Consider the following 21,377-nt stretch of genomic DNA (forward strand, 5'->3'; position numbering starts at 1 on the left):
GTGCGATTTATGGAAAGCGCCTTTTACCAAGGGCTCATTTCGGTTCTAGCTCTGGCAATAGCTTGGCGAACCTGGTTGGGTGCGGTGCCGCCAAAATGATCGCGCGCGGCGACCGAGCCCTCTAAGGTCAGAACTTCGAATACATCTTCACCAATAATATCTGAGAATTGTTGTAGCTGTTCGAGCTCCAGTTCGTATAAATCTAAATTCTTTTCAAGCGCAAAGGCAACCGATCGGCCAACAACTTCATGCGCATCTCTAAATGGCAAACCTTTAAGAACCAAATAATCGGCAAGGTCGGTAGCAGTGGCGTAGCCACGTTTGGCCGATTCGTACATAGAGTCTTTTTTCGCTTCAATGGCCGGAATCATATCGGCAAAGGCACGTAAACAGTCTTTCACCGTGTCAACAGCGTCGAAAACTGGTTCTTTGTCTTCTTGGTTGTCTTTGTTGTAGGCCAAGGGTTGAGATTTCATCAACGTTAAAAGTGCAATCAAATGACCGTGAATACGACCAGTTTTGCCGCGAACAAGCTCGGGTACGTCGGGGTTTTTCTTCTGCGGCATAATGGATGAGCCGGTACAGAAGCGGTCGGGTAAATTGATAAAATTGAATTGTGCCGACGTCCAAAGAATCAATTCTTCAGAGGCGCGTGATAGGTGCGTGAACAAAATGCTCGCAAACGCGCAGAATTCGATGGCGAAATCGCGATCCGATACGGAATCTAACGAGTTTTCGGTCGGTTTGCTAAAGCCTAACAGTTCAGCAGTATAAGCGCGATCAATGGGATAACTAGTTCCTGCTAAGGCCGCGGCACCAAGTGGCGATTGATTAAGTCGCTTACGGCAGTCTGCCAAACGGTCGGCGTCGCGTTTGAGCATTTCAAACCACGCTAACAGATGATGACCAAAGGTCACAGGCTGAGCGGTTTGTAGATGTGTAAAGCCTGGCATAATGGTCTCGGCTTCACGCTCGGCCAAGTCTAAAAGGCCGGTCTGTAGGCGCTTTAGTTCTTCGTTAATCAAATCAATTTCAGCGCGAAGGTATAAGCGAATATCGGTTGCGACCTGATCATTACGAGAGCGGCCAGTATGTAACTTCTTACCCGTAATCCCAATCAACTGAGTTAAACGCGCTTCAATGTTCATGTGCACGTCTTCAAGCTCAACACTCCATTGGAAAGTGCCGTTGGTAATTTCCTCTTCTACCTGACGCAAGCCCGTAATAATTTGGTCGCGTTCCTCATTGGTGAGAACTCCAACCTTAGCGAGCATGGTCGCGTGGGCGATGGAACCTTCGATGTCTTGTTTGTACATGCGTTGGTCAAAATCCACAGAAGCGGTAAAGCGTTGTACAAAAGCGTCGGTAGGTTCGCTGAAGCGTCCGCCCCATTGTTGATTGGTCGATGAGTCTGAAGACATGGATACTGGCCTTGTATTAAGAAAAGCAGTGCAGGGATTTCTTCCCGTGATTCTTGCTCGGATAACGGTTTAAATTCGTTGGCAAACGGATCAGCTTGCGGTTAGTAAAATTCATCAATAGAAAGTAGCGTCAGTGTAGCCATTTAAGTCGAATCAACATAGACGCTAGAGTTTCCGGCGACACACGGATGTGTCGGCAATTTCAAAAACTGTAAGTGATTGAAATCGTGGAGAAATTGGAAATCGCATTGTCAATTTCTGCCCCTTGATTAAATCATGGATGAGTTAATCAGAGATTCTGTTAAGAGTTTAATCAAATTACGCGAATAATTGAATAAACGCCCGCGTAATGACGTAAAGTGAAATGAGTTTTCAAAAAAATTACCCGTCGTCACTTTTTTAAAAGCGTTAAATCTTTAATATTAGAATGAATATTAAATTTGGATGATCATAGAGTAGGTTCAAACCTATAAAAATCGGCGCTTAAAACCCATAAATTACCGAATGATCATTTGGAAAAGATCAGCCTTATAAACGAGAAAAATTTGAACAATAAGCCTCGCACGAACAACAGCCATCTTGAGATTTCCTCTCGGAGAAAGCGGCCTTTTATTCCCGACATCTGTTCATTGCAGTCGGTATTATTTTTAGTAATGGGTGCCGAATTAATCGCGTTAGCTTTGGTGCTTGCGCGTTCGTCACTGAGTCATTTTGATTGGCCAATCTTGGGTCAACTGTCGATGCTGGTGCAGTGGATTACGCTTATCAGTGCTGCAATTTTGTGTCGGATTCGCTTTTGGTTGGGCTCAATCACCGAATTAGCGGCAGGTTGCATCAGTTATTTATTGGTTGTGGCGGTTTCGCTTGGGTTTACGGCGCTGTCGCAATGGATGATCTATACCGAAATTAATAGTGATACGCTGGCGAGAACCGGGCTAATCTCGGCCATTATTGGCGGCATTGTATTGCGTTATTTGTATTTGCAGCAGCAGTTGTATTTCCAGCAACAGGCCAGCGCCGAGGCGCAAATCTCAGCGTTGCAGGCGCGGATTCGTCCACACTTTCTATTTAATAGCATGAACTCCATCGTTAGCCTAATTACTCTTGAGCCAGAAAAGGCTGAGCGAGTTACTCTAGATTTGTGCGATCTGTTCCGTGCGAGTTTGGCTAAGCCTGCGCTGGTGAGTTTAACCACCGAGCTAGAACTGGTTGAGCAGTATCTATCGATTGAAAAGTTGCGACTTGATGGCAGGCTGACCATTCGTTGGCAAAAAAGTGGCGATTTCTCCGTTGTGCTCATTCCCAGCATGATTTTACAACCTTTGGTTGAAAATTCGGTCTACCACGGTATCGAGCCAATTCCAGAAGGTGGCGAAATTATCATTGAAGTCGATGCCAGCGCTACCCGTGTAGAAATACGCGTAACTAATCCTTTATTCACTTCACAACGCTCCGCTCGCAAAGGCAATGGTATCGCGTTGGCGAACATTCGCGCGCGTTTGTCGGCTTATTGTCCGGGAGCTTCTACTTTTGAGACAAACGTTAACGACGACACTTATCAAGTCTGTCTAAGCTACGATCCTTCAAAATTGCAAACAGATTTTGCAGAACCCGATTTATTGGGACGTTAATCACTATTAACGCGAACTTAAAAACCATAAAAACACAACATCACCTAAGCACAAAAAAATAGAATGTATGGATATTCTGATAGTCGATGACGAACCTCTCGCGCGGGCACGTTTACAAAAAATGCTGGAAAACATCGAAGATTGTTCGGTTGTTGGTGAAGCCAGTAACGGCAATGACGCCTTGTCAGAAATTGAGCGTCTTGATCCCGATTTAATTCTCTTGGATATTCGCATGCCCGGCAAAGACGGCATGGCAGTGGCCAACCAAATTCAGCAGTTAGAAGATCCTCCCGCTATTATTTTCTGCTCAGCGTACGATCAATACGCCCTAGAAGCCTTTGATGTGAAAGCCGTTGGTTATCTGCTAAAACCGGTGCGTGCCGAGCAATTACGAGAAGCTTTAGATAATGCTAAGCGCTTAAATCGCCTTCAGCGCCAACGCCATAATCCAACCTCTGAAAAAGTACCGTCTCGTCAGCACATAGCTGCGAAAACCCATCGCGGTGTGGAATTGATCGAGATTGATACCATTCGATTTTTCAGCGCCGATCAAAAGTACGTCACCGTTGTGCATACCGGCGGTACCACGCTGATTGATGATACTCTTAAAGAATTAGAAACCATGTTCGCAGGATCATTCATTCGTATTCATCGCAATGCGCTGGTCTCCATAAAGCATATCGTTGCGTTAGAACGTAATCTTGATAAAAGTTATCAATTGCTACTGGCAGACTGCGACATCAAGCCAGTGGTTAGCCGCAGGCACTTGGCGGCAGTTAAAGAACTCATGCAACAGTTGTAGTCGTTTCACCAAAGCTTGTGACGCTGTATCATCCGACCTCTTGAGAACGTGTTTTGTCTAGATGCTAGGATTGCAAATGGGCAAAACTTCGAGCATTCAATGAATGAAAGCGATATCGAAAAAAGAGAAAACAGCATGTCACAAGTCTCCGAAACGCCCCATTCTGCGGGCAATGGTAAAATTCTAAGAATTGCCACCCGTGAAAGTGCCCTAGCGATGTGGCAAGCCGAATACGTAAAAGCACGTCTCGAAGAAAGTCATCCCGGTCTTACCGTCGAGCTTTTTCCAATGACCAGTCGCGGCGATAAAATTCTTGATGTTCCTTTAGCCAAGGTTGGCGGCAAGGGATTGTTTGTTAAAGAACTTGAGACTTCTTTGCTCGCTAAAGAAACCGATATCGCTGTGCATTCCATGAAAGATGTGCCCATGGACTTCCCAGAAGGTCTTGGTTTGGCCGTTATTTGTGAGCGCGAAGACCCTCGCGACGCGTTTGTTTCTAATAATTACGAAAGTTTTGAATCTCTTCCTCAAGGCGCCATCGTTGGCACTTCAAGTTTACGCCGACAATGTCAGATCGCATCGGTACGTCCCGATTTAAAAATTGAATTTTTGCGCGGTAATGTCAACACGCGTTTAGCGAAACTAGACAGCGGCATGTACGATGCCATTATTCTCGCGGCGGCGGGCCTGATTCGCCTAGAAATGCCCGAGCGCATCCGTGAATTCTTATCCACAGAATTAAGTCTACCGGCAGGCGGTCAGGGCGCTGTGGGTATTGAATGTCGTACCGACGACGAAACAACACTAAAACTGCTAGAACCTCTGCATCACCAAGCAACCGCGCAGCGAGTTATTGCCGAGCGCGCCATGAATCGCCGTTTAGAAGGCGGTTGTCAGGTACCAATCGGTTGTTTTGCCGAACTTGACGGTGAATCGTTACGGTTGCGCGGTCTTGTGGGCCGACCCGACGGTACCTTAATGCTGCACGATGAAATTACCGGAACCGCCAGCGAAGCAGAGCAATTGGGCGTGACTTTAGCTGAGCGTTTATTAGAAGCCGGAGCAGGGAAAATTCTGGCAGATGTTTATGGGCACAACGTAGAGTAAATAATCCATATCACACTCTAAAGAAGTATCCGCGGTTTTTCTGACTACCCGGATATTTTTTGAATGACGTAGAACCATGACGGAAAAGGATGTAATCACACAATGACGGTTTGGTTAACACGTCCTGAAAAACAAGCGCAAAAAACATTGCAACTTCTGCACAAGGCCGGATTTGAAGTTTGGGTTTGCCCGGTGATGGAAATTGTTCCGATCGCCGATCCCTCCGCTCGTCAGCACGTACGAGATCAAGTAATGAATCTTGATCTCTACCACAAAGCCATTTTTGTCAGCCAAAATGCGGTAGATTATGCCGCCGAAGAAATCGAACAGTTTTGGCCGCAACTTCCTTTAAATACCGAGTTTTATGCGGTCGGTCGTGCAACAGCGAAAGCCGCGCACAAATACAACATTGAAATTGCCTGTGACGTTGGCGAGACAATGGACAGCGAATCCTTACTGGCAATTGCCGCCATGCATAATGTACAAGGCCAAAAAGTGCTCATTTTTCGCGGCATTGGTGGGCGCACGACATTAGCAGAAGTTTTAACCGAACGTGGTGCGCGCGTGGATTATTGTGAGTTATACGAACGCAGCCAACCGCGTCAAAGCCTACACGCGTTAATAGACCAAGGTTTTGGCCGCAACCGAGACGATATAATTTTGGCGTACAGTGGCGAGAGCTTGGAAAACGTGCATCGAGCCATCAAACATTGTGGATTGACCTCGTTAGTGCATCAGCCGGTGATTGTACCTGGCAAGCGTGTGGCGGAGCTTGCCAAACAATTGGGTTTTTCTCAGGTATTTATCGCTGAAAATGCTACCGACGAAATTATGCTAAAGACCTTATATCACGCCTATGCCATGGTCTCGGGTTAAAGTTTTAACCATAAAATAAGGGAAACTCTGATTAACCTAGAGTTTCTCGCGGCACAAGGATGTGTCCTCTGATTAAATCAAGTATGAGTTAATCAGAGGTTCCTAAGTTTTAAATTTTAAGAGAGTGATTGCGCTACAGCTCAAACGAGATTTGATAATCTTTCTCGAACGATTCAACAAAACCAGAATAAACTGCATTGATGTTTTCTGGGTGAGGACACCAAGTTCATGACCGATAAAAAAGATCTGCAAAATAATTCCGCTTCAACCGAGCCAGAAGCACTTGAAGACTCAGCGCAGGAAAAATCCTCAGCGGAAACATCAGCGCTAGACGCACGAGAATCGGAAAGCACATCAACAGAAACGCAAGAGCCGATTGCTCAAGCCGAAACCACTGAAACAGAGGCCGAGACAGCTGCGAGCAGCTCGGAGGAAAATCCTAAAAAAGCCGCGCAGCAACACGACGCACAACAACACGACGCGCAACAACATCACTCGAAACAACACCAGCAAAAAACGCGCTCCAGTGTTGTTGGTTTATTGGTGGGATTAAATCTTATTTTGATCATTGGCGTGATTGCGGCGTTGGTTTTTGGCTATGTATCCATTTTGCCAAAATGGAATCAATTAGAAACCACAGTAGAACAAGCTTCTGAACAAGTGCAATCGAGTGACCTCGCTTTAACGCAATTAAATCAAGCGGATACTCAGTTGAATCAAAAGCTGCAAGCTTTGACCGCGTCCGATAAAAATCAACAAGCTACGCTCGACAAACATTTCCAAGAATTACAGCTGCGATTAGATAGCCACAATCAACGCTTACTGGCGCTTTCAAATACCAGCAGAGAAGATTGGCAGTTGGCAGAAGCGCATTATTTAGTGCGTTTGGCAAATCAAAGATTATTGGTTGATCGCAGTGCACGTTCTGCCATTGGTTTAATGGAAGCGGCCGATCAAATATTGCGTGAATTAGCGCTGCCCGATTTATTTGCGGTGCGCGAAGCGCTGGCGCGTGATCTTGCTGCTCTTAAGCTTGCAAATGAAATTGATCGCGAAGGCATTTATTTGCGATTACAAGGTTTAGCCGAAGCGCTTGATCAGCTGCCTACCTTTCAAAAACCGGAATTACATGGCCAGGACATCGATTTATTAGCGGGTGAAGATGCAGCCGCAGAAGAAACGCAAACCTGGTGGCAAATGACCAAGGGTTGGTTTGTTTCCGCGGGTCGTTGGTTTGGTGAGGTGAGTCGCCCTTACCTTCAAATTCAGCATCACAACGAGCCCGTCGGACCTCTCTTGCCTCCTTCGTCGGTGGGTTATCTTCGACAAAACCTGCGTTTCTCACTGGAACAAGCGCAACTCGCTTTATTGCGTGAAGAAACCGCTATTTATCAAGCCGCGTTGAGCCAGGCCGAAAACATTGTGACCGAATATTTTCCCGAGTCCAGTCCGGCTAAATCTCTGTTAACCGAAATTGCCGAATTAAAATTACAAACCGTAGAGCAAAATCTACCGACAATTTTTACATCCCAACAACAACTTCAAGCTTATCTTGATCAATTTCATCGCTTAAATTCTGAGGAAGATCTTTCCAAAGACGGAGAGCAGCAATGAAAAGTCGGATCATAAAAATATTACTGATTATTTTAGCGGTTCTTGTCGGTGGGTATTTTCTCAATAAATTTATACTAGCAACGCCCGGATATGTCTTAATTTCGTTAGGAAAAACCACAGTAGAAGTGAATTTTTGGTTTGCTGTGGTTATGCTGATTGCGTTTTTAATTGCCTATAAATACCTCAAAAAAGCCGCTTTATTTATGGTGCGCGTTTTTAAGCGGGTCTTAGGAATTAAATCTCAACAAAAACTTATGCGTCAAACCTCCCAAGGTGTTATTGAATATCTGGTTGGCAATTACGAAATTTCTAGAAAACTGTTACTGCGTTCTGCCAATCGCTCGCCCATGCCTGAAATTAATTTAATGGTTGCCGCCTATGCAATGCAAAAGCTGGGTAATAGCGAAAAAGCACTGGAAATACTCGATGAATCTCAACAATACAATACCGGGGTATTGGCCATTCGCTTGGCTAAGTCGGAAATCTTAGAAGAACAAGGTCGTCACAGCGAAGCTATTGAATTATTAGAGTCTGACGACGAGCTCACTGGTAATGTATTAATTCAGGAGCGCCTTTGCAGTCTGTATGCCGAGGCTGGGCAGTGGCAAAACGTTAAGCAAATTTTACCGAAAATCAAAAAGCAACTCACCGAATCCAAATGGCATCAGCTGCAAGTTCATTTAACGGAATTTGAATTGGATAATTTAGTTGAACAGTACAGAAATGAAACGCCGGCAAAAATCGCCGAAAAACTGCAAATAAAATGGTTGGAATTACCCACATCCTTACAAACTCACCAGCCATTGTTAATTCATTATGTGAAGTTATTACAGCGACAAAAGGCGTTAAAACTGAGCGAAGATGCGGTGAAAAAATCCATAGAGGCGCGCTGGAACGCGGAGTTAGTTGTGGTTTACGGCCTTTTAGAAAGCGAGAAACCGGACAAACAACTTAAAACCGCAGAGAGTTGGCTTGGTGATCATTCAGACGATGCTGGGTTGTATTTATCGTTGGGAAGAATCTGTTTAAGAAATCACCTTTGGGGTCAAGCAGAGGACTATTTTAAGCAAAGCATTCATTTGGGGGCGCTAAAAGAGGCAGCCGCTGAATTGGCGAGACTCTATGAGAGCATGGGTAAATCTAAGGAAAGTCTAGAGGTTTTAAAGCAATCGTATTTGTCCTGTGAACCGCCGCTACCACAATTACCCATGCCAGGAGTCAAACATTAATTTCATTCGCTGTTTTTAAAAGACGTTATTCTGAAGGATGTAACTTACCGAAAACTCTTATTAATCCAGAGTTTCTGGCAGCACATGGATGTGTCACTAGGTTCAAGAATACTAGGTGACTGGCGTTGTGAAAAAATTGGAAATTCGATTTTCAATTTTTATTATTTGATTAAATCACAGATACGGTAATCCGCAGTCACATACGCTAGCAGTGAACGACGCCAAAGAGAAATCCCCATAAAAACTCTTCTATAAATCTAAGTGTTCTGCGCACTAAGATCCGCAATTAATAAAAATAGTGGCTATCTTTCCTGTAGTTTTTCAATTTTCGAGAATAGAGAATTTATTTAAATAAAATTAATACGGTTATTTAAATTTGAGGGTATTGCTGTGGCGGGGCACTAGATTTTTAGCTTACTGAAGGAGTGTTGGTGGTGATTGTGCGTATTTTTGAAAATACTTCCAAGCCAATCGCTTAGAAAAACACCTTTCACCGTTGAGCTCTCTAAAAATACAAAACCCCCGGGGTCGCCGGGGGTTTCTGGGTAGTGCTAGATTTTTCGAAGATTACTGCGTGGCAGAGCGACGATAGAATCCCATACTGTTTAAGAAGCCTTCACACACAGCGCGTAATTCTTGTTCGGTTGCTGGTGTTTTTGAAAAAGTGCTGAGGCCGCCTAAGAATGTTAAAAACATGTTGCTGGACAATCCGATATCGGTATGATTTGGCAGCTCGTTGTTTTTAACGGCAAGAGAAAATAAGTCGCGTACACGATGACGACGTTTTTCTAATACTTCCATCATTTGATGAGCCAGTGGACTGTCGGAGGTGATCAATTCATTGATGCAATTGAATACCATACAGCCACGGTGACGCTCATCGGCGGCACGTTCTTCACAAATTTTGTCCATTAAGGCGAAGAAAGTATCACCGACATGAACATTTTCCTCGACATTATCAAGTAACGCGTCAGGAGAATTTTTAATGTAAAGATTTAAGGCTTGCAAAAATAGTGATTCCTTAGAATCGAAACTGTGATACAAGCTCGCACGAGTAAGACCATTGTCTCGGGCGATTTCATTTAAAGAAACGTTATTGTAACCCTGTTCCCAAAACTTATGCATAACCGCGTGTACTAGCTGGCTTTTGTCGAAAGAAATTGGGCGACCACGTGAACTTCTTTTGATTTTTTCACTGTTCATAACTTTAGCTTCCTTGTAAATAAAAAAAGTGAATCGAAGTTTTATTGTTTGGTGTTTTAACACCTTTTAATTGTATTTTTAATATATCGATTTTATCGCTGAGCAAATTACAGTTGTTTGGGGTAGTAGTTCTGTAATAGCTAATACTTCCTTGAGTGGTTTTTAGGCCTCCTAAATTTTTGTGAATTTTTGTTTTATAGATTCTTAATGCGGCGGCGGACAGTATTAATATTTATTCCGCTCATTTTAACAATCAATTATCTGCGTCCTGTTTTGCTGCATATACTTAACGTTAAAAATGATAACTAAATAACGGGTTATGTTTTAGTTAAGTAATGTATGTTCAGCATTTTATATCATGTTTTGAACGCTTGTTTAATATGTTTTTGCTAGCTTCAGCTCTTGGCAACAATTATATTTTATATAGCAACATTTTTAGATATATAACGTCACATTCGACCTATTAAATATTGCGCTAAAAAATTAAGTTAACCGTTTAATTCAAGTTAGGCTTTTCGTTCAATTTTTTGTATTTATATCGAAAATATAAAAAGCAATACAATAAAAATCGATTTACTAAAAAGCTGTTCTCTATTTCGTTTGTTTTTGCAAAAAAGTACTCGCAAAAATCTCATTCTTTTAAAGCGCCGATAGTAAAGGCCAACTTCTTTCAATTTTATCTACTGACAAAACGAGACCAGATATTCATCCAGATAAACTTAGAAGGGTAAAGTCCTTCGAGACTTTTGTGTTTGTTATCCAAGTTCCAAGTTTTGATTTCTTTAAAGCCTTGCCTGTGAGTTGTATCCAGTAACTCGTAGACATCAGGTAAGGCGTTATCCATTTATACTAGTCCGATCTTTCCGGTAACTGCTTAAGGTTTTTACATTAAAAAATCAGTGAGCAATTACTTTTTTATGCTGAGTAAATTATTGTAACTTTACTGTATGAACCTATTCTCACAGATCTCACAGATTCAGTATTTATCGGTATTTCCGATTCATAAGCAACAATAATCGATTTTAAAACTTATGCATCCTTTTAACATTTATTGTTATTGTTTTATTAAGATTACCTTTAAATGCCTCTTTAAGTTGTTACAAATTTCACACTTTGAACGTTTGGTAAACAACTTGGTTACTTTATTTATCGGTTGCGTGATAAAAAAGTAATTTACTTAAAATCGGTTTTATCTTAATTAAAAAGCTCCGAATTTATCTGCGATTTAATTTTTAAAAAAAACACCGCTTGTCTATTTAAGTAGAAATCTAGCGATTTTTAGGACCTGTTTGATACCTGTAAAAATAAACATTTAAAAAAGTATCAATTATTTAAAGGCCTTAAAAATACTTTCAAAAAAATAGTTGTATCGTAAATTAGTACGGGTGAGAGAAATTATTTTTTTAACAATTCTCTTCTTATATATGGTAAATCTGATTGGAGCCTCTAACAATCCCTTGTATATCTTGGTGATCTAGACACACTAATCATCTCAAGATATCAATTAATTCGTATCTAATTTTTCGACTCAACATGTCTAACCTGTCATAAATCGAAATTTCGTAAAAAATTAACCCATTACTATTCAATTTTATTATCGAGACCACATTTCAAAAGTTATTTTCGGCAAACAACGTCATCTTTGCGATGTGTCTTAACGTGCTATTCCGGCAATCTGCTTATAACTTTTAATTATGCTTGATTATGGCTACATCGGTGGCAAATAATCCATATGGTTATCGGTATGTCTTCGCCTTTTCTCAGCTGTAACTTATATCAGGTGTATAGAAGTTCTCGATAATCTACCAAGATGGAACTTGGCTTTGCATAACAGCGTTTCTAATACTTTGTTATGGTTTTTTAATACGTTAGTGAATTTGGATCTTTAATTCAAGATTTTTATGGAATAAAAATTCCGATTCGGAGGAAAACAGTTTTTATTGGAGTTTTTGGAATTTGTGTTGGACTAAATTCTTTGTGGACTGCTTTGATTCGATTTCGGGGTGTTTGGGGTCATGGACGCGGGTGGCAAAAATATGATTTTTTGATTCGTTTTCAGCCTATTGACTTCATCATAATTGTGGATAGGTTTAATTACGTTAGATGCTAACATTCACTTATTTATACATATTCGTGGACGATGAGCGCGGCAGGATTGCTAGAGTTGATCGACCGCAGGAAATACTAGGTCTTTTGTAAAGAGAAGACCCATCGAATAACTAAAAACTATTAAATATATCGATGTGATAAAGATTAAAAAATTAAGGGGTTTGTAATCAATGTTCCAGAAAGAAGAAGATGAAGGAGTTCGTAAGCAAAGTCGTGGAAGACCTCGCTTAGCGCTTGAAGATAATGAAACGCGTGAGCGTATTCTTAACACCGCACAGCGTCTGTTTGCTCAAAAAGGTTTCGATAAGGTTAATCTGAGAGAGCTTACTAAAGAGGCTAACACTCATTTAGCAGCGGTCAATTATTATTTCGGCACCAAAGATCAACTGTTGGTCGCTTTGGTGAAAAGAGCCAGCGACACCATTGGCGCCGAGCGAGATCAATTGTTACAGGAAGCCTTGTCTCAGGATCTTTCTGTTCGAGCCCGTGTTGAAGCTATTCTCAAGGCGCTATTGCGACCTTCTGTTGCTGCGGTTGACGGCAATTGCTCCGTGGCGAACGGTACGCTCCTAGCGCGCGCCTCTGATTTAGAGCTGGGCGAAGAACTGCTTGAGGCTCTGCGTGAGCACAATGCTCAGTTGCAGCTGTTTGTTGATGCCTTGGCAAATACGCTTCCCAATGCCGATAGATCCGATGTGTCGTGGCAATTGTATTTTTTGCTGAACATCGAGAAAGCTGTTCACACCCAATTGGAGCGCATCGAGCACTTTGGTGAAGACATTTCCCCTGAAGTTGATGAAGAAGCGCTCTTGGATCGCATCATTGCATTTGCGGTACCCGGTTTGCTGTCGTTAGCGGATTCGGCTGGGGTGCATTGATAGCCGAGAGGATTGAATTGCCAATAAAGCGTTTGAACTCGGTCGTCACTTCGATTCTCTCTTAACCGAAATTGTTAATCGATTTAAGCCAACTTCACATCGCGGTTACTGCGTGTAGCGGCGATGTGATATCTCTTCCGATTTTCGCAAAGCGATAATCGCTCCCAAATGTCTTCATTCAAATAACCCTCCCAAAAATCATTCCCCGGTCTGCTCGGTCACTACTATTCTTTGTTTTTGATGAAAGTGAATGGTTACAAACAAAATACTTCCTAATTTTTCTCGTACGCAAAGACGATCTTTCTGCTTAAGTTTGCGTTGTTGCTTGGATGTGTCCACCTTGCTTGCTGTGTTGCTTGACGCAGCGGTTCTGCTTTTTTCACCGACAAATATAGGCGAATTAGAAGAGTGTTGATCTGAACGTTTGTACGGGACTGGAGAGACAAGCACCGCTTACGCGTTTGCGAAATGGTTTGTTTTTTTTAAATAATCGAATCTTTGAGTTTGTTTGCTTTTTAAAAAATCGGTTGCCCAACAAATGTAGTACTCTTCGCGCATTACAGAGGCGAAGCGCAATGAATCAAGACTCTATTGTTCTTATCGCTATCGGCAGCTTTCTGCTGATAGGTTTAATTACCGATGTCATCGCAAAAAAAACCGCCATACCAAGGGTTACGATCCTAGTGTGTGTGGGGGTTGTCCTCGGGCCGCAGGTATTAAACGTTATTCCTTCCATTGTCGAAGAGCAATTCGATTGGTTAACCAGCATAGCTTTGGTCATGGTCGGTTTTTTACTGGGTGGTAAATTAACGTCAGATACCTTTTTGCGGTTGGGTGCACCATTATTTTGGATTTCGCTGGCGGAGGCGCTAACGACAGCAGTGCTAGTAACGCTTGCCCTAACCCTAGCGGGGTTGGATTGGAAATTATCGCTAGTGCTTGGTTGTATTGGTGCAGCAACCGCCGCTGAGGTGGCTTTTCAAAGTGTGATTGACGTTGGCGCTAATAATCGGTTCTCGAATCTTTTACTGGGTATTGTGGCACTCGATGACGTATGGAGCTTGATCATATTCTCGGTTGGCATTGCCTTAGCTGCAGCCGGTACCGGATTTGAATCTTTTATTCATGCGGGCAAAGAGCTGGTCGGTGGCGTCGCATTAGGCGTTGGCCTTGGTGTTCCGGCGGCTTATATCACTGGTCGTTTAAAGCCTGGCGAGCCTGTGTTAGTAGAGGCTCTGGCTGTTGTATTTATTTGCAGTGGTCTAGCTCAATGGTTAGAAGTGTCATTTTTATTAGCGGCAATTTCTATGGGTGCGGTGATTGCTAATATCGCCAAGCATCACGATCAACCTTTTCACGCCATCGAAAACGTCGAGTGGCCGTTTTTGCTGTTATTTTTTATTTTGGCGGGCGCCCTACTTGAGTTGGATTCCATTGGCGTGATTGCGCTGGCAACTGGAGTGTACACGCTTGCGCGAATCGCTGGTAAATGGAGTGGTGCTTTTGCCGGTGCGAGCATATCGGGTGTGGATGCCAAAACTAAAAAATGGGTTGGTGTTGCATTAATGCCTCAGGCAGGTGCCGCTATTGGCATGGCATTAGTTGCAGGACAATTTCTTCCAGACTACGAGCAAATTTTGCTGCAAATTGTTATTGCCAGTACGCTCATTTTCGAGTTAATTGGTCCAATACTGACGTCGGTTGCACTGAAGAAAAATTCATAAATATCATTAAGAAATACTCCGGTATATACGTTTATAACGTTATTTTGTTGGCAGCAATAAATGCGCGTTTTGTAGATTTAGGCAATTGTTGAACTACTAAAAAAATATCGTTAAAAATAACTGTGCGCCACGATTTTTGTAGCAAACTCCTGCGGTAAACTCTACGTTCATCGGAGCTTCTATAGAGTCTCCTTGAGTTAATCAAGCGGTTATTTTGTAAAAGGCATATACAAAACATATTTATATGACATATTTGTAATGCACATTTGTAGATGCATATCGGTTTTCGGTCTGCTCTTTATACGAGAACCTCTGATTAACGCCTCTCTGATTTTATCAGAGGGAATAAATTGAAAATGCGATTTCCGATTTATTCACAATTTCAATCACTTACCCCTCTGGGTGTTGATGACACAAGTCATAGCATTAGCAGTTCTGGTTTAATCAGAGTTTCCTATGCAATACCGTCATAGTAATCTGGTGAAATCGCTGTAGCGCAGTTTTGATGTATAGATTGTACGATTTATTGATATTCAACAAAAACTAGAGCAGTTTTAGGCATATCTTTTTAATTGGTCTTGAATTAAGTTGTGGGTATAGCAGTCCAACCGACAGTCCATAAATCGTATCTAATTTAAGTTTAGACCCTGCGGTGTGAGGGTAAGTTGAGCATATACTCATGAATGAATCCGTAACATTTGGTCAGTTTCCCTTAGATTCTAAAAGCGCCAACGCGCTTCGCGATTTTCAAACCCAAAACTTGCAATTGTTAGAAAGTGTTTGGCCCTACTATCGGCTGTTAGAAGAGTACTCAACCGTTATGGAGTCGCCGTCGAAGGCAGTGGGTGATTCCCTCGATAAAAGTGTACATGCAGCGATCGCCAAGATGACCATGGGAATATCGCCCGGCTCCGTTGTTGAAGCATTTTCAGATTGGTATACACACCTTGCTATATCACCCGGTAAGCAATGGCGATTAGCCGAGAAATATCTCAACAAAAATATTCGTCTTTTTAATTATGCCGCCAGTTCTGCGGTGTGGTGTACCGACGGCTCCTGCGTAAAACCCTTGGCTAACGATAATCGATTTTCTCATGAGAGTTGGCAGAAATGGCCATACAACGTTATTCATCAGGGATTTTTATTAACGCAACAATGGTGGGACAAGGCAACCACCGATGTCACCGGTGTCTCAAAACATCATGAAAAAATGGTGCAATTTGGCGCTCGGCAATTATTGGATACTCTATCGCCCAGTAATAATTTAATGACTAATCCTGAGGTTTTACAAAAAACTTTTAACGAAGGCGGCGCCAATTTAATTCGCGGTTATGTAAATTTTATTAATGATCTACAACGACAAATTAATGGCGAAAAACCGCAGGGTTCTGAGGCATTTGAGGTAGGCAAAAATCTAGCTGTAACACCCGGGAAAGTGGTTTATCGCAACGAATTAATTGAGCTGCTTCAATACACGCCCACAACCAAACATGTGAAAAAAGAACCCTTGCTGATCGTTCCTGCGTGGATCATGAAATATTATATTTTGGATTTATCGCAAACCAATTCTCTGGTGAAATATTTGGTTGATCAAGGTTTTACCGTGTTTTCGATTTCTTGGAAAAATCCAACCAGCGAAGATCGAGAATTGTCTATGGAAGATTATCGCATTAAAGGTATTGAGCGCGCGCTTGATGCCGTAGAAGCGATAACCGGTAGCGATAAAATTCATACCATGGGTTATTGTTTGGGTGGCACGTTGTTGAGTATTTCGGCAGCAACCCAAGCCCGTGATTGCAAAGAGTTTGAGCGTGATACGCTCGGCGAAACTACCGATCAGGTTTGTGTTAAAAACCGTATTCAATCGATGTGTTTATTAGCTGCGCAAACCGATTTTGTTGAAGCGGGTGAGTTAACCTTATTTATTGACCAAAGCCAAGTCAGTTTCTTAGAAGACATGATGTGGCACCAAGGTGTATTAGAAAACTCGCAAATGGCCGGTGCTTTTCAGTTATTGCGTTCTAACGATCTTATTTGGTCGCGGCTTGTGCACGAATATTTAATGGGTGAGCGTGCACCACTAAACGATTTAATGGCGTGGAATGCCGACGCTACTCGTATGCCTTATCGTATGCACAGTGAATACTTACGTAAATTATTTTTAGAAAATCAATTGTCCCAGGGCCATTACACTGTTGGTGGTCGACCCATTTCTATTACCGATATTAGAGCGCCTATTTTTGCGGTTGGCACCGAAAAAGATCATGTGGCACCTTGGCATTCTGTTTATAAAATTCATATTTTGAGTGATACCGAAGTTAGTTTTGTGTTAACCAGCGGCGGACATAACGCAGGTATCGTCTCTGAACCCGGACATCCGCGACGTCATTATCGAATCAGCAAACGCAGCGCCGATGCTACCTATCTTGATCCAGACCATTGGCTGGCAGAAACGCCTGCGAAAGAAGGCTCTTGGTGGGTTGAATATGTGAGCTGGTTGAATCAAAACAGCGGTGAGGCTGTTGATCCGCCACCTATGGGAAATGCAAAGGCCGGTTTTGCGGTCATTACCGACGCACCCGGAACCTATGTATTTGGTACCTAATGAATCCTCTGATTAATTCACCTACGATTTAGTCAGAGAGCACAAATTGTTAATGGGGTTTCCAATTTTTTGGATAATTTCAATCACTTGCAGTTTTTGAAATGAGCGACTCATTTATGTATCGCCGGAAACTCTAGGTAACCAGAGTTTCCTAATAACTTATTTTACCGGCCTAACACACATTAAAGAATTCAAAATGAGTGGTATTAATTGTGTCTGATTGTATTGAAAATAAAATTTTTTCTGAGATTGAAGTTGGTGACAGTGCCAGCGTATCGCATATTTTAACGATAAAAGATATTCAGCTTTTTGCGATTATGTCTGGCGATGTAAACCCCGCTCACCTTGATGAAGAATACGCGAAGAGTGATATGTTCCACGAAATTATCGGCCACGGAATGTGGAGTGGTGCATTGATTTCTACCGTGTTAGGTACACAATTACCGGGGCCAGGAACCATTTATCTTGAGCAAACCCTTAAATTTACGCGTCCGGTAAAAGTGGGTGACAAGGTCACTGCTACGGTTTCGGTGCGAGAAAAAATAGTCGAAAAAAATCAATTAATTTTAGATTGCGTTTGTGCGAATCAAGATGGCAAGCAAGTTGTGGTTGGCCAAGCCACCGTTATTGCGCCCACTGAAAAAGTAAAACGCAAAAAAATCGCCTTACCATCGGTAGAATTTAAAAATGACGAAGGGCGTTTTTATCAAGAACTGATGACCAAATGCAAATCACTAGAACCTGTTACTACGGCAATTGTGCATCCTGTTGATGGTGCATCTTTGGGTGGCGCCGTTGAGGCGGCAGAGGCAGGAATTATTGCTCCCGTATTGGTTGGTCCTGAACATAAAATTCGTGCCATTGCCGAAGCGGAAAACCTTGATATCTCGCAATTTAAATTAATATCAACCAAACACAGCCACGAAGCCGCTGAGGTTTCTGTGGCTCTTGCTAAGCGCGGCGAAGTACAGGCATTGATGAAAGGTAAGTTGCATACCGATGAATTAATGACGGCGGTGATTGATAAGGCGAATGGATTAAGAACCGAGCGTCGCATGAGTCACGTATTCGCGCTCGATGTGCCGAGTTACGAAAAACCCCTGTTTTTAACCGATGCTGCTATTAATATTTCACCCAATTTAGCCGTAAAAAAAGACATTGTTCAAAACGCCATTGATCTCTTCTTAGCGCTAGACAGGGGCACACCCAAGGTTGCGATTGTTTCGGCGGTAGAAACTGTCAATGAATCTATACCATCAACGCTGGATGCAACTGCACTGTGTAAAATGGCGGAACGCGGCCAGATCATCGGTGGTATTTTGGATGGCCCGCTTGGGTTAGATAATGCAATTTCGGAGGCCGCGGCTCAAGCAAAGGGTATTGTTTCGCAAGTGGCTGGTCATGCCGACATCATCGTTGTGCCCGATCTTGAAGCGGGAAATATGCTTTACAAACAATTCGGTTATTTGTTTGGAATTGAAGGTGCTGGAATTGTCTTGGGTGCCAGTGTGCCAATCATTCTGACCAGTCGAGCAGCTGGTCGCGGCGCAACACGTATTTCTTCTTGTGCGCTTGGCTTAATTTACGCAAATTATCTTCGTAATAAATCACTCTCGTAAATATATTTATGTCGAACGTATTATTAACACTCAATGCGGGTTCATCGAATTTAAAGTTTTCGGTTTACGAATTGCCGGATTTAATTCCGGCTGAGCACGGTAAAATTGAATTCGATCGTGAGCATCATAACCCTCTTGAAAAATCCCTTGAGGATTTAATAACACATATAGAAGAAAATCACGGCCACAGAACTATAAAAATGATTGGTCATCGATTGGTTCATGGTGGCGAAGAGTTTGTTCAACCCATTCGATTAGATGAAGCTATTACCGATAAATTGCATGAGTTGATACCCCTAGCACCGCTGCACCTACCCGCGGAGCTCTCGGCGGTGGAGTTTATTGCTGGGCACTATTCAGATATTCCACAAGTCGCGTGTTTTGATACGGCCTTTCATGCCACTCAGTCGCCGTTATATAAACTGTTCGCGCTACCACGCTCGCTGGCCCGAGAAGGCGTTTTGCGCTACGGTTTTCACGGTTTGTCCTATCATTACATCAGTACCGTCATTGAACAGCATGTGCTGGCCGAGCATCGAGAAAAATTGGTAGTAGCGCATTTAGGCAATGGTGCCAGCATGTGTGCCATGAAGGGCGGTAAAAGTGTTACCACAACCATGGGCTTTACCGCTCTTGATGGCTTGATGATGGGCACGCGCTGTGGCGAGTTGGACGCTGGAGTGGTTCTGTATCTTGCCCAGGCAAAGCAGCTCGATATTTCACAAATTGAAACACTGCTTTATAAACAATCTGGTCTTTTAGGTGTGTCAGAAATCAGCAGTGATGTGAGGGAATTAGAAGCTTCAAACGACGAGCGCGCGAAAGAAGCGTTGGATTTATTTTGTTTTCGTGCCGCCCAAAAACTGGCTGGATTAATTCCGGCACTTAATGGCATTGACGGCATTATTTTTACTGGTGGTATTGGCGAAAACAGCGCCTTAGTGCGCGCGAAAATTATCGAAAGCCTACAATGGTTAGGTGCTACTATCGATACCGATAAAAACCAGCTGAACCAAACGCAAATACATGCAGCCAGCAGTCAGTTAGGTATTTATGTAATTCCAACCAACGAAGAGTGGATGCTGGCTAAGCAGACCTTAACAACCATTGGCGAACAATTCTAAGAGGGCGATATGAGCATCATAGATTTAAACGGTAAAAAAGGTTTAGTGGTTGGCATTGCTAACCAAGAGTCCATTGCGTGGGGATGTTCGCAGGCTTTTCACGGCGCCGGTGCCGATTTGGCTGTTACCTATTTAAATGAAAAAGCCGAAAAATACGTAAGACCCTTGGCCGAGCAATTAAATGCGGCGTCAATACTGCCATTGAATGTTACCGACGAATCACAAATGGATGCCGTATTTGCAGATATTGAAAAGCGCTGGGGTGAACTCGATTTTATGCTACACGCCATCGCCTTCGCGCCCAAAGACGATTTGCAAGGGCGCGTGGTTGACAGCAGTTGTGCGGGCTTTTTGCAGGCTATGGACATTTCTTGCCATTCCTTTATTCGCATGGCTAAACGTGCAGAACCCTTAATGAAAGACGGTGGAAGTTTATTGACGGTAACCTATTACGGTTCTGAGAAGGTGGTAAATCACTACAATTTAATGGGCCCCGTTAAAGCCGCTTTAGAATCAACGGTGCGCTATTTGGCCGCTGAATTGGGTAAAAATAACATTCGGGTTAATGCAATTTCTCCGGGGCCTATTCATACTCGCGCCGCGTCGGGTATTGAAAAGTTCGACAGTTTATTAACCGAGTTTGTCAATAAATCGCCTTTGCATAAACCTCTTAATTTAGACGATATCGGCTCATTCGCGGCGTTCTTAGTAAGCGATGGCGCTAAGGCTGTGACCGGCGGCATACATTATATTGATGGTGGTTACGAGATCGTCGATTAAATAGAAAGATCCCCGATTGATTGATGGAAAATTTAATCAGGGATGCGTTGCCAACTTCTAGGCCTGTAAGAGCTTGGAATTGTTAAAAATTTGGAACTCGCGTTTTTAATCTCTGCACTCTGATTACGTCATGGATGAGTTAATCAGAGATTCCTACTGTTGGATTTCGGTTTTTCCACTCAAATCTGTAATGAGTACGGCGCCGTTAAATAATCCAAATTTCACTTGTTCGAATGATTTGGATTTAATTTTAAATTGTCCAGGTATCTCTATAGATTCGTAGACGATATCGGTTGCGGTAGCGGTTTTTTGATCCTTACTAATTTCAATTTGAATATCTTTGACATCATATTTAAATTCGGCGGGTAAACTCCAGCCATCACGCAATAAAGCACTGTATTCTGAAACGCTCAAAACCTGCGTACCGCCAAGTTCGGCTGGAAAATTCAGAGTGATTTTAGCGTCTGTACTAAAATGCTTAACAATGGCCTCGACGTTGTGTGATTTTGCCGCCGCTTCAACTTCATGAATTATTTTCAGAATGTCTTTTTTGGTAATATTCTCACTTGCGTGTAGATGCAGAGAAATTAGTGCGCAAAAAACAAAGGTTATATATTGCATAGCTCTCATGTTTTTATCCTCTATGTAACGGTCT

15 protein-coding genes are annotated in these 21,377 nt (G+C 42.7%); 12 read left to right on the top strand and 3 right to left on the bottom strand.

Annotation, left to right across the window (positions count from 1 at the left end):
* Positions 1–23: 23 nt before the first annotated feature.
* Positions 24–1,421 carry an argininosuccinate lyase gene (gene argH, locus ACYQ28_RS00345; protein WP_460047263.1) on the bottom strand — a complete coding sequence of 466 codons (1,398 nt, stop codon included), beginning with the start codon at positions 1,419–1,421 and terminating at the stop codon, positions 24–26.
* Positions 1,422–1,966: 545 nt separating this feature from the next.
* Between argH and ACYQ28_RS00350 the strand changes: the two genes are divergently transcribed.
* The 6 genes from ACYQ28_RS00350 (at position 1,967) to ACYQ28_RS00375 (ending at position 8,680) form a co-directional block, all read left to right on the top strand.
* Positions 1,967–3,052 carry a sensor histidine kinase gene (locus ACYQ28_RS00350; protein WP_460047264.1) on the top strand — a complete coding sequence of 362 codons (1,086 nt, stop codon included), beginning with the start codon at positions 1,967–1,969 and terminating at the stop codon, positions 3,050–3,052.
* A gap of 67 nt (positions 3,053–3,119) precedes the next feature.
* Positions 3,120–3,854 (top strand): LytR/AlgR family response regulator transcription factor, encoded by a 735-nt coding sequence (locus tag ACYQ28_RS00355; protein ID WP_460047265.1) that lies wholly within the window; start codon positions 3,120–3,122, stop codon positions 3,852–3,854.
* Positions 3,855–3,989: 135 nt separating this feature from the next.
* On the top strand, positions 3,990–4,961 hold the full coding sequence (hemC, locus tag ACYQ28_RS00360; protein WP_460047626.1) for a hydroxymethylbilane synthase: 972 nt from the start codon (positions 3,990–3,992) through the stop codon (positions 4,959–4,961).
* A 102-nt stretch (positions 4,962–5,063) separates the two neighbouring features.
* Positions 5,064–5,837, top strand: a complete 774-nt coding sequence (locus ACYQ28_RS00365; protein ID WP_460047266.1) for a uroporphyrinogen-III synthase — start codon at positions 5,064–5,066, stop codon at positions 5,835–5,837.
* A gap of 228 nt (positions 5,838–6,065) precedes the next feature.
* Positions 6,066–7,451 carry a uroporphyrinogen-III C-methyltransferase gene (locus ACYQ28_RS00370; RefSeq protein WP_460047267.1) on the top strand — a complete coding sequence of 462 codons (1,386 nt, stop codon included), beginning with the start codon at positions 6,066–6,068 and terminating at the stop codon, positions 7,449–7,451.
* Positions 7,448–8,680: a heme biosynthesis HemY N-terminal domain-containing protein gene (locus ACYQ28_RS00375; RefSeq protein ID WP_460047268.1), complete on the top strand. Its 1,233-nt coding sequence runs from the start codon at positions 7,448–7,450 to the stop codon at positions 8,678–8,680. Before ACYQ28_RS00370 ends, ACYQ28_RS00375 begins: the two co-directional genes overlap by 4 nt.
* A 567-nt stretch (positions 8,681–9,247) precedes the next feature.
* Here the strand turns inward: ACYQ28_RS00375 and ACYQ28_RS00380 are convergent.
* A complete protein-coding gene (locus tag ACYQ28_RS00380; RefSeq protein WP_460047269.1) occupies positions 9,248–9,883 on the bottom strand; it encodes a TetR/AcrR family transcriptional regulator in 636 nt (211 codons plus the stop codon).
* Positions 9,884–12,162: 2,279 nt separating this feature from the next.
* On the opposite strand from ACYQ28_RS00380, the gene ACYQ28_RS00385 reads away from it, so the two are divergent.
* The 6 genes from ACYQ28_RS00385 to fabI all read left to right on the top strand — a co-directional run bounded on the left by ACYQ28_RS00385 (position 12,163) and on the right by fabI (position 20,722).
* Positions 12,163–12,870, top strand: a complete 708-nt coding sequence (locus ACYQ28_RS00385) for a TetR/AcrR family transcriptional regulator (RefSeq protein ID WP_460047270.1) — start codon at positions 12,163–12,165, stop codon at positions 12,868–12,870.
* Positions 12,871–13,445: 575 nt separating this feature from the next.
* Positions 13,446–14,594 carry a cation:proton antiporter gene (locus tag ACYQ28_RS00390; protein ID WP_460047271.1) on the top strand — a complete coding sequence of 383 codons (1,149 nt, stop codon included), beginning with the start codon at positions 13,446–13,448 and terminating at the stop codon, positions 14,592–14,594.
* A 679-nt stretch (positions 14,595–15,273) separates the two neighbouring features.
* Entirely contained in the window at positions 15,274–17,199 is a 1,926-nt protein-coding gene (locus ACYQ28_RS00395) for a PHA/PHB synthase family protein (protein WP_460047272.1), read from the top strand.
* A gap of 212 nt (positions 17,200–17,411) precedes the next feature.
* A complete protein-coding gene (locus ACYQ28_RS00400; RefSeq protein ID WP_460047273.1) occupies positions 17,412–18,818 on the top strand; it encodes a bifunctional enoyl-CoA hydratase/phosphate acetyltransferase in 1,407 nt (468 codons plus the stop codon).
* 8 nt (positions 18,819–18,826) lie between these two features.
* Positions 18,827–19,942, top strand: a complete 1,116-nt coding sequence (locus ACYQ28_RS00405) for an acetate/propionate family kinase (RefSeq protein ID WP_460047274.1) — start codon at positions 18,827–18,829, stop codon at positions 19,940–19,942.
* Between the two features lie 9 nt (positions 19,943–19,951).
* Positions 19,952–20,722 (top strand): enoyl-ACP reductase FabI, encoded by a 771-nt coding sequence (gene fabI, locus ACYQ28_RS00410; RefSeq protein ID WP_460047275.1) that lies wholly within the window; start codon positions 19,952–19,954, stop codon positions 20,720–20,722.
* 153 nt (positions 20,723–20,875) lie between these two features.
* Here the strand turns inward: fabI and ACYQ28_RS00415 are convergent, their stop codons facing one another.
* Positions 20,876–21,352: a hypothetical protein gene (locus ACYQ28_RS00415; protein ID WP_460047276.1), complete on the bottom strand. Its 477-nt coding sequence runs from the start codon at positions 21,350–21,352 to the stop codon at positions 20,876–20,878.
* Positions 21,353–21,377 lie beyond the last annotated feature (25 nt).

It is taken from the genome of Sessilibacter sp. MAH1, from assembly GCF_054658315.1.

Excerpts from the sequence above, each read along its gene's own strand:
- ACYQ28_RS00355 (WP_460047265.1), top strand. The coding sequence starts at position 3,120 with ATGGATATTCTGATAGTCGATGACGAACCTCTCGCGCGGGCACGTTTA.
- ACYQ28_RS00370 (WP_460047267.1), top strand. The coding sequence starts at position 6,066 with ATGACCGATAAAAAAGATCTGCAAAATAATTCCGCTTCAACCGAGCCA.
- ACYQ28_RS00375 (WP_460047268.1), top strand. The coding sequence starts at position 7,448 with ATGAAAAGTCGGATCATAAAAATATTACTGATTATTTTAGCGGTTCTT.
- ACYQ28_RS00380 (WP_460047269.1), bottom strand. The coding sequence starts at position 9,883 with ATGAACAGTGAAAAAATCAAAAGAAGTTCACGTGGTCGCCCAATTTCT.
- ACYQ28_RS00385 (WP_460047270.1), top strand. The coding sequence starts at position 12,163 with ATGTTCCAGAAAGAAGAAGATGAAGGAGTTCGTAAGCAAAGTCGTGGA.
- ACYQ28_RS00405 (WP_460047274.1), top strand. The coding sequence starts at position 18,827 with ATGTCGAACGTATTATTAACACTCAATGCGGGTTCATCGAATTTAAAG.
- hemC (WP_460047626.1), top strand. The coding sequence starts at position 3,990 with ATGTCACAAGTCTCCGAAACGCCCCATTCTGCGGGCAATGGTAAAATT.
- argH (WP_460047263.1), bottom strand. The coding sequence starts at position 1,421 with ATGTCTTCAGACTCATCGACCAATCAACAATGGGGCGGACGCTTCAGC.
- fabI (WP_460047275.1), top strand. The coding sequence starts at position 19,952 with ATGAGCATCATAGATTTAAACGGTAAAAAAGGTTTAGTGGTTGGCATT.
- ACYQ28_RS00390 (WP_460047271.1), top strand. The coding sequence starts at position 13,446 with ATGAATCAAGACTCTATTGTTCTTATCGCTATCGGCAGCTTTCTGCTG.
- ACYQ28_RS00415 (WP_460047276.1), bottom strand. The coding sequence starts at position 21,352 with ATGAGAGCTATGCAATATATAACCTTTGTTTTTTGCGCACTAATTTCT.
- ACYQ28_RS00365 (WP_460047266.1), top strand. The coding sequence starts at position 5,064 with ATGACGGTTTGGTTAACACGTCCTGAAAAACAAGCGCAAAAAACATTG.
- ACYQ28_RS00395 (WP_460047272.1), top strand. The coding sequence starts at position 15,274 with ATGAATGAATCCGTAACATTTGGTCAGTTTCCCTTAGATTCTAAAAGC.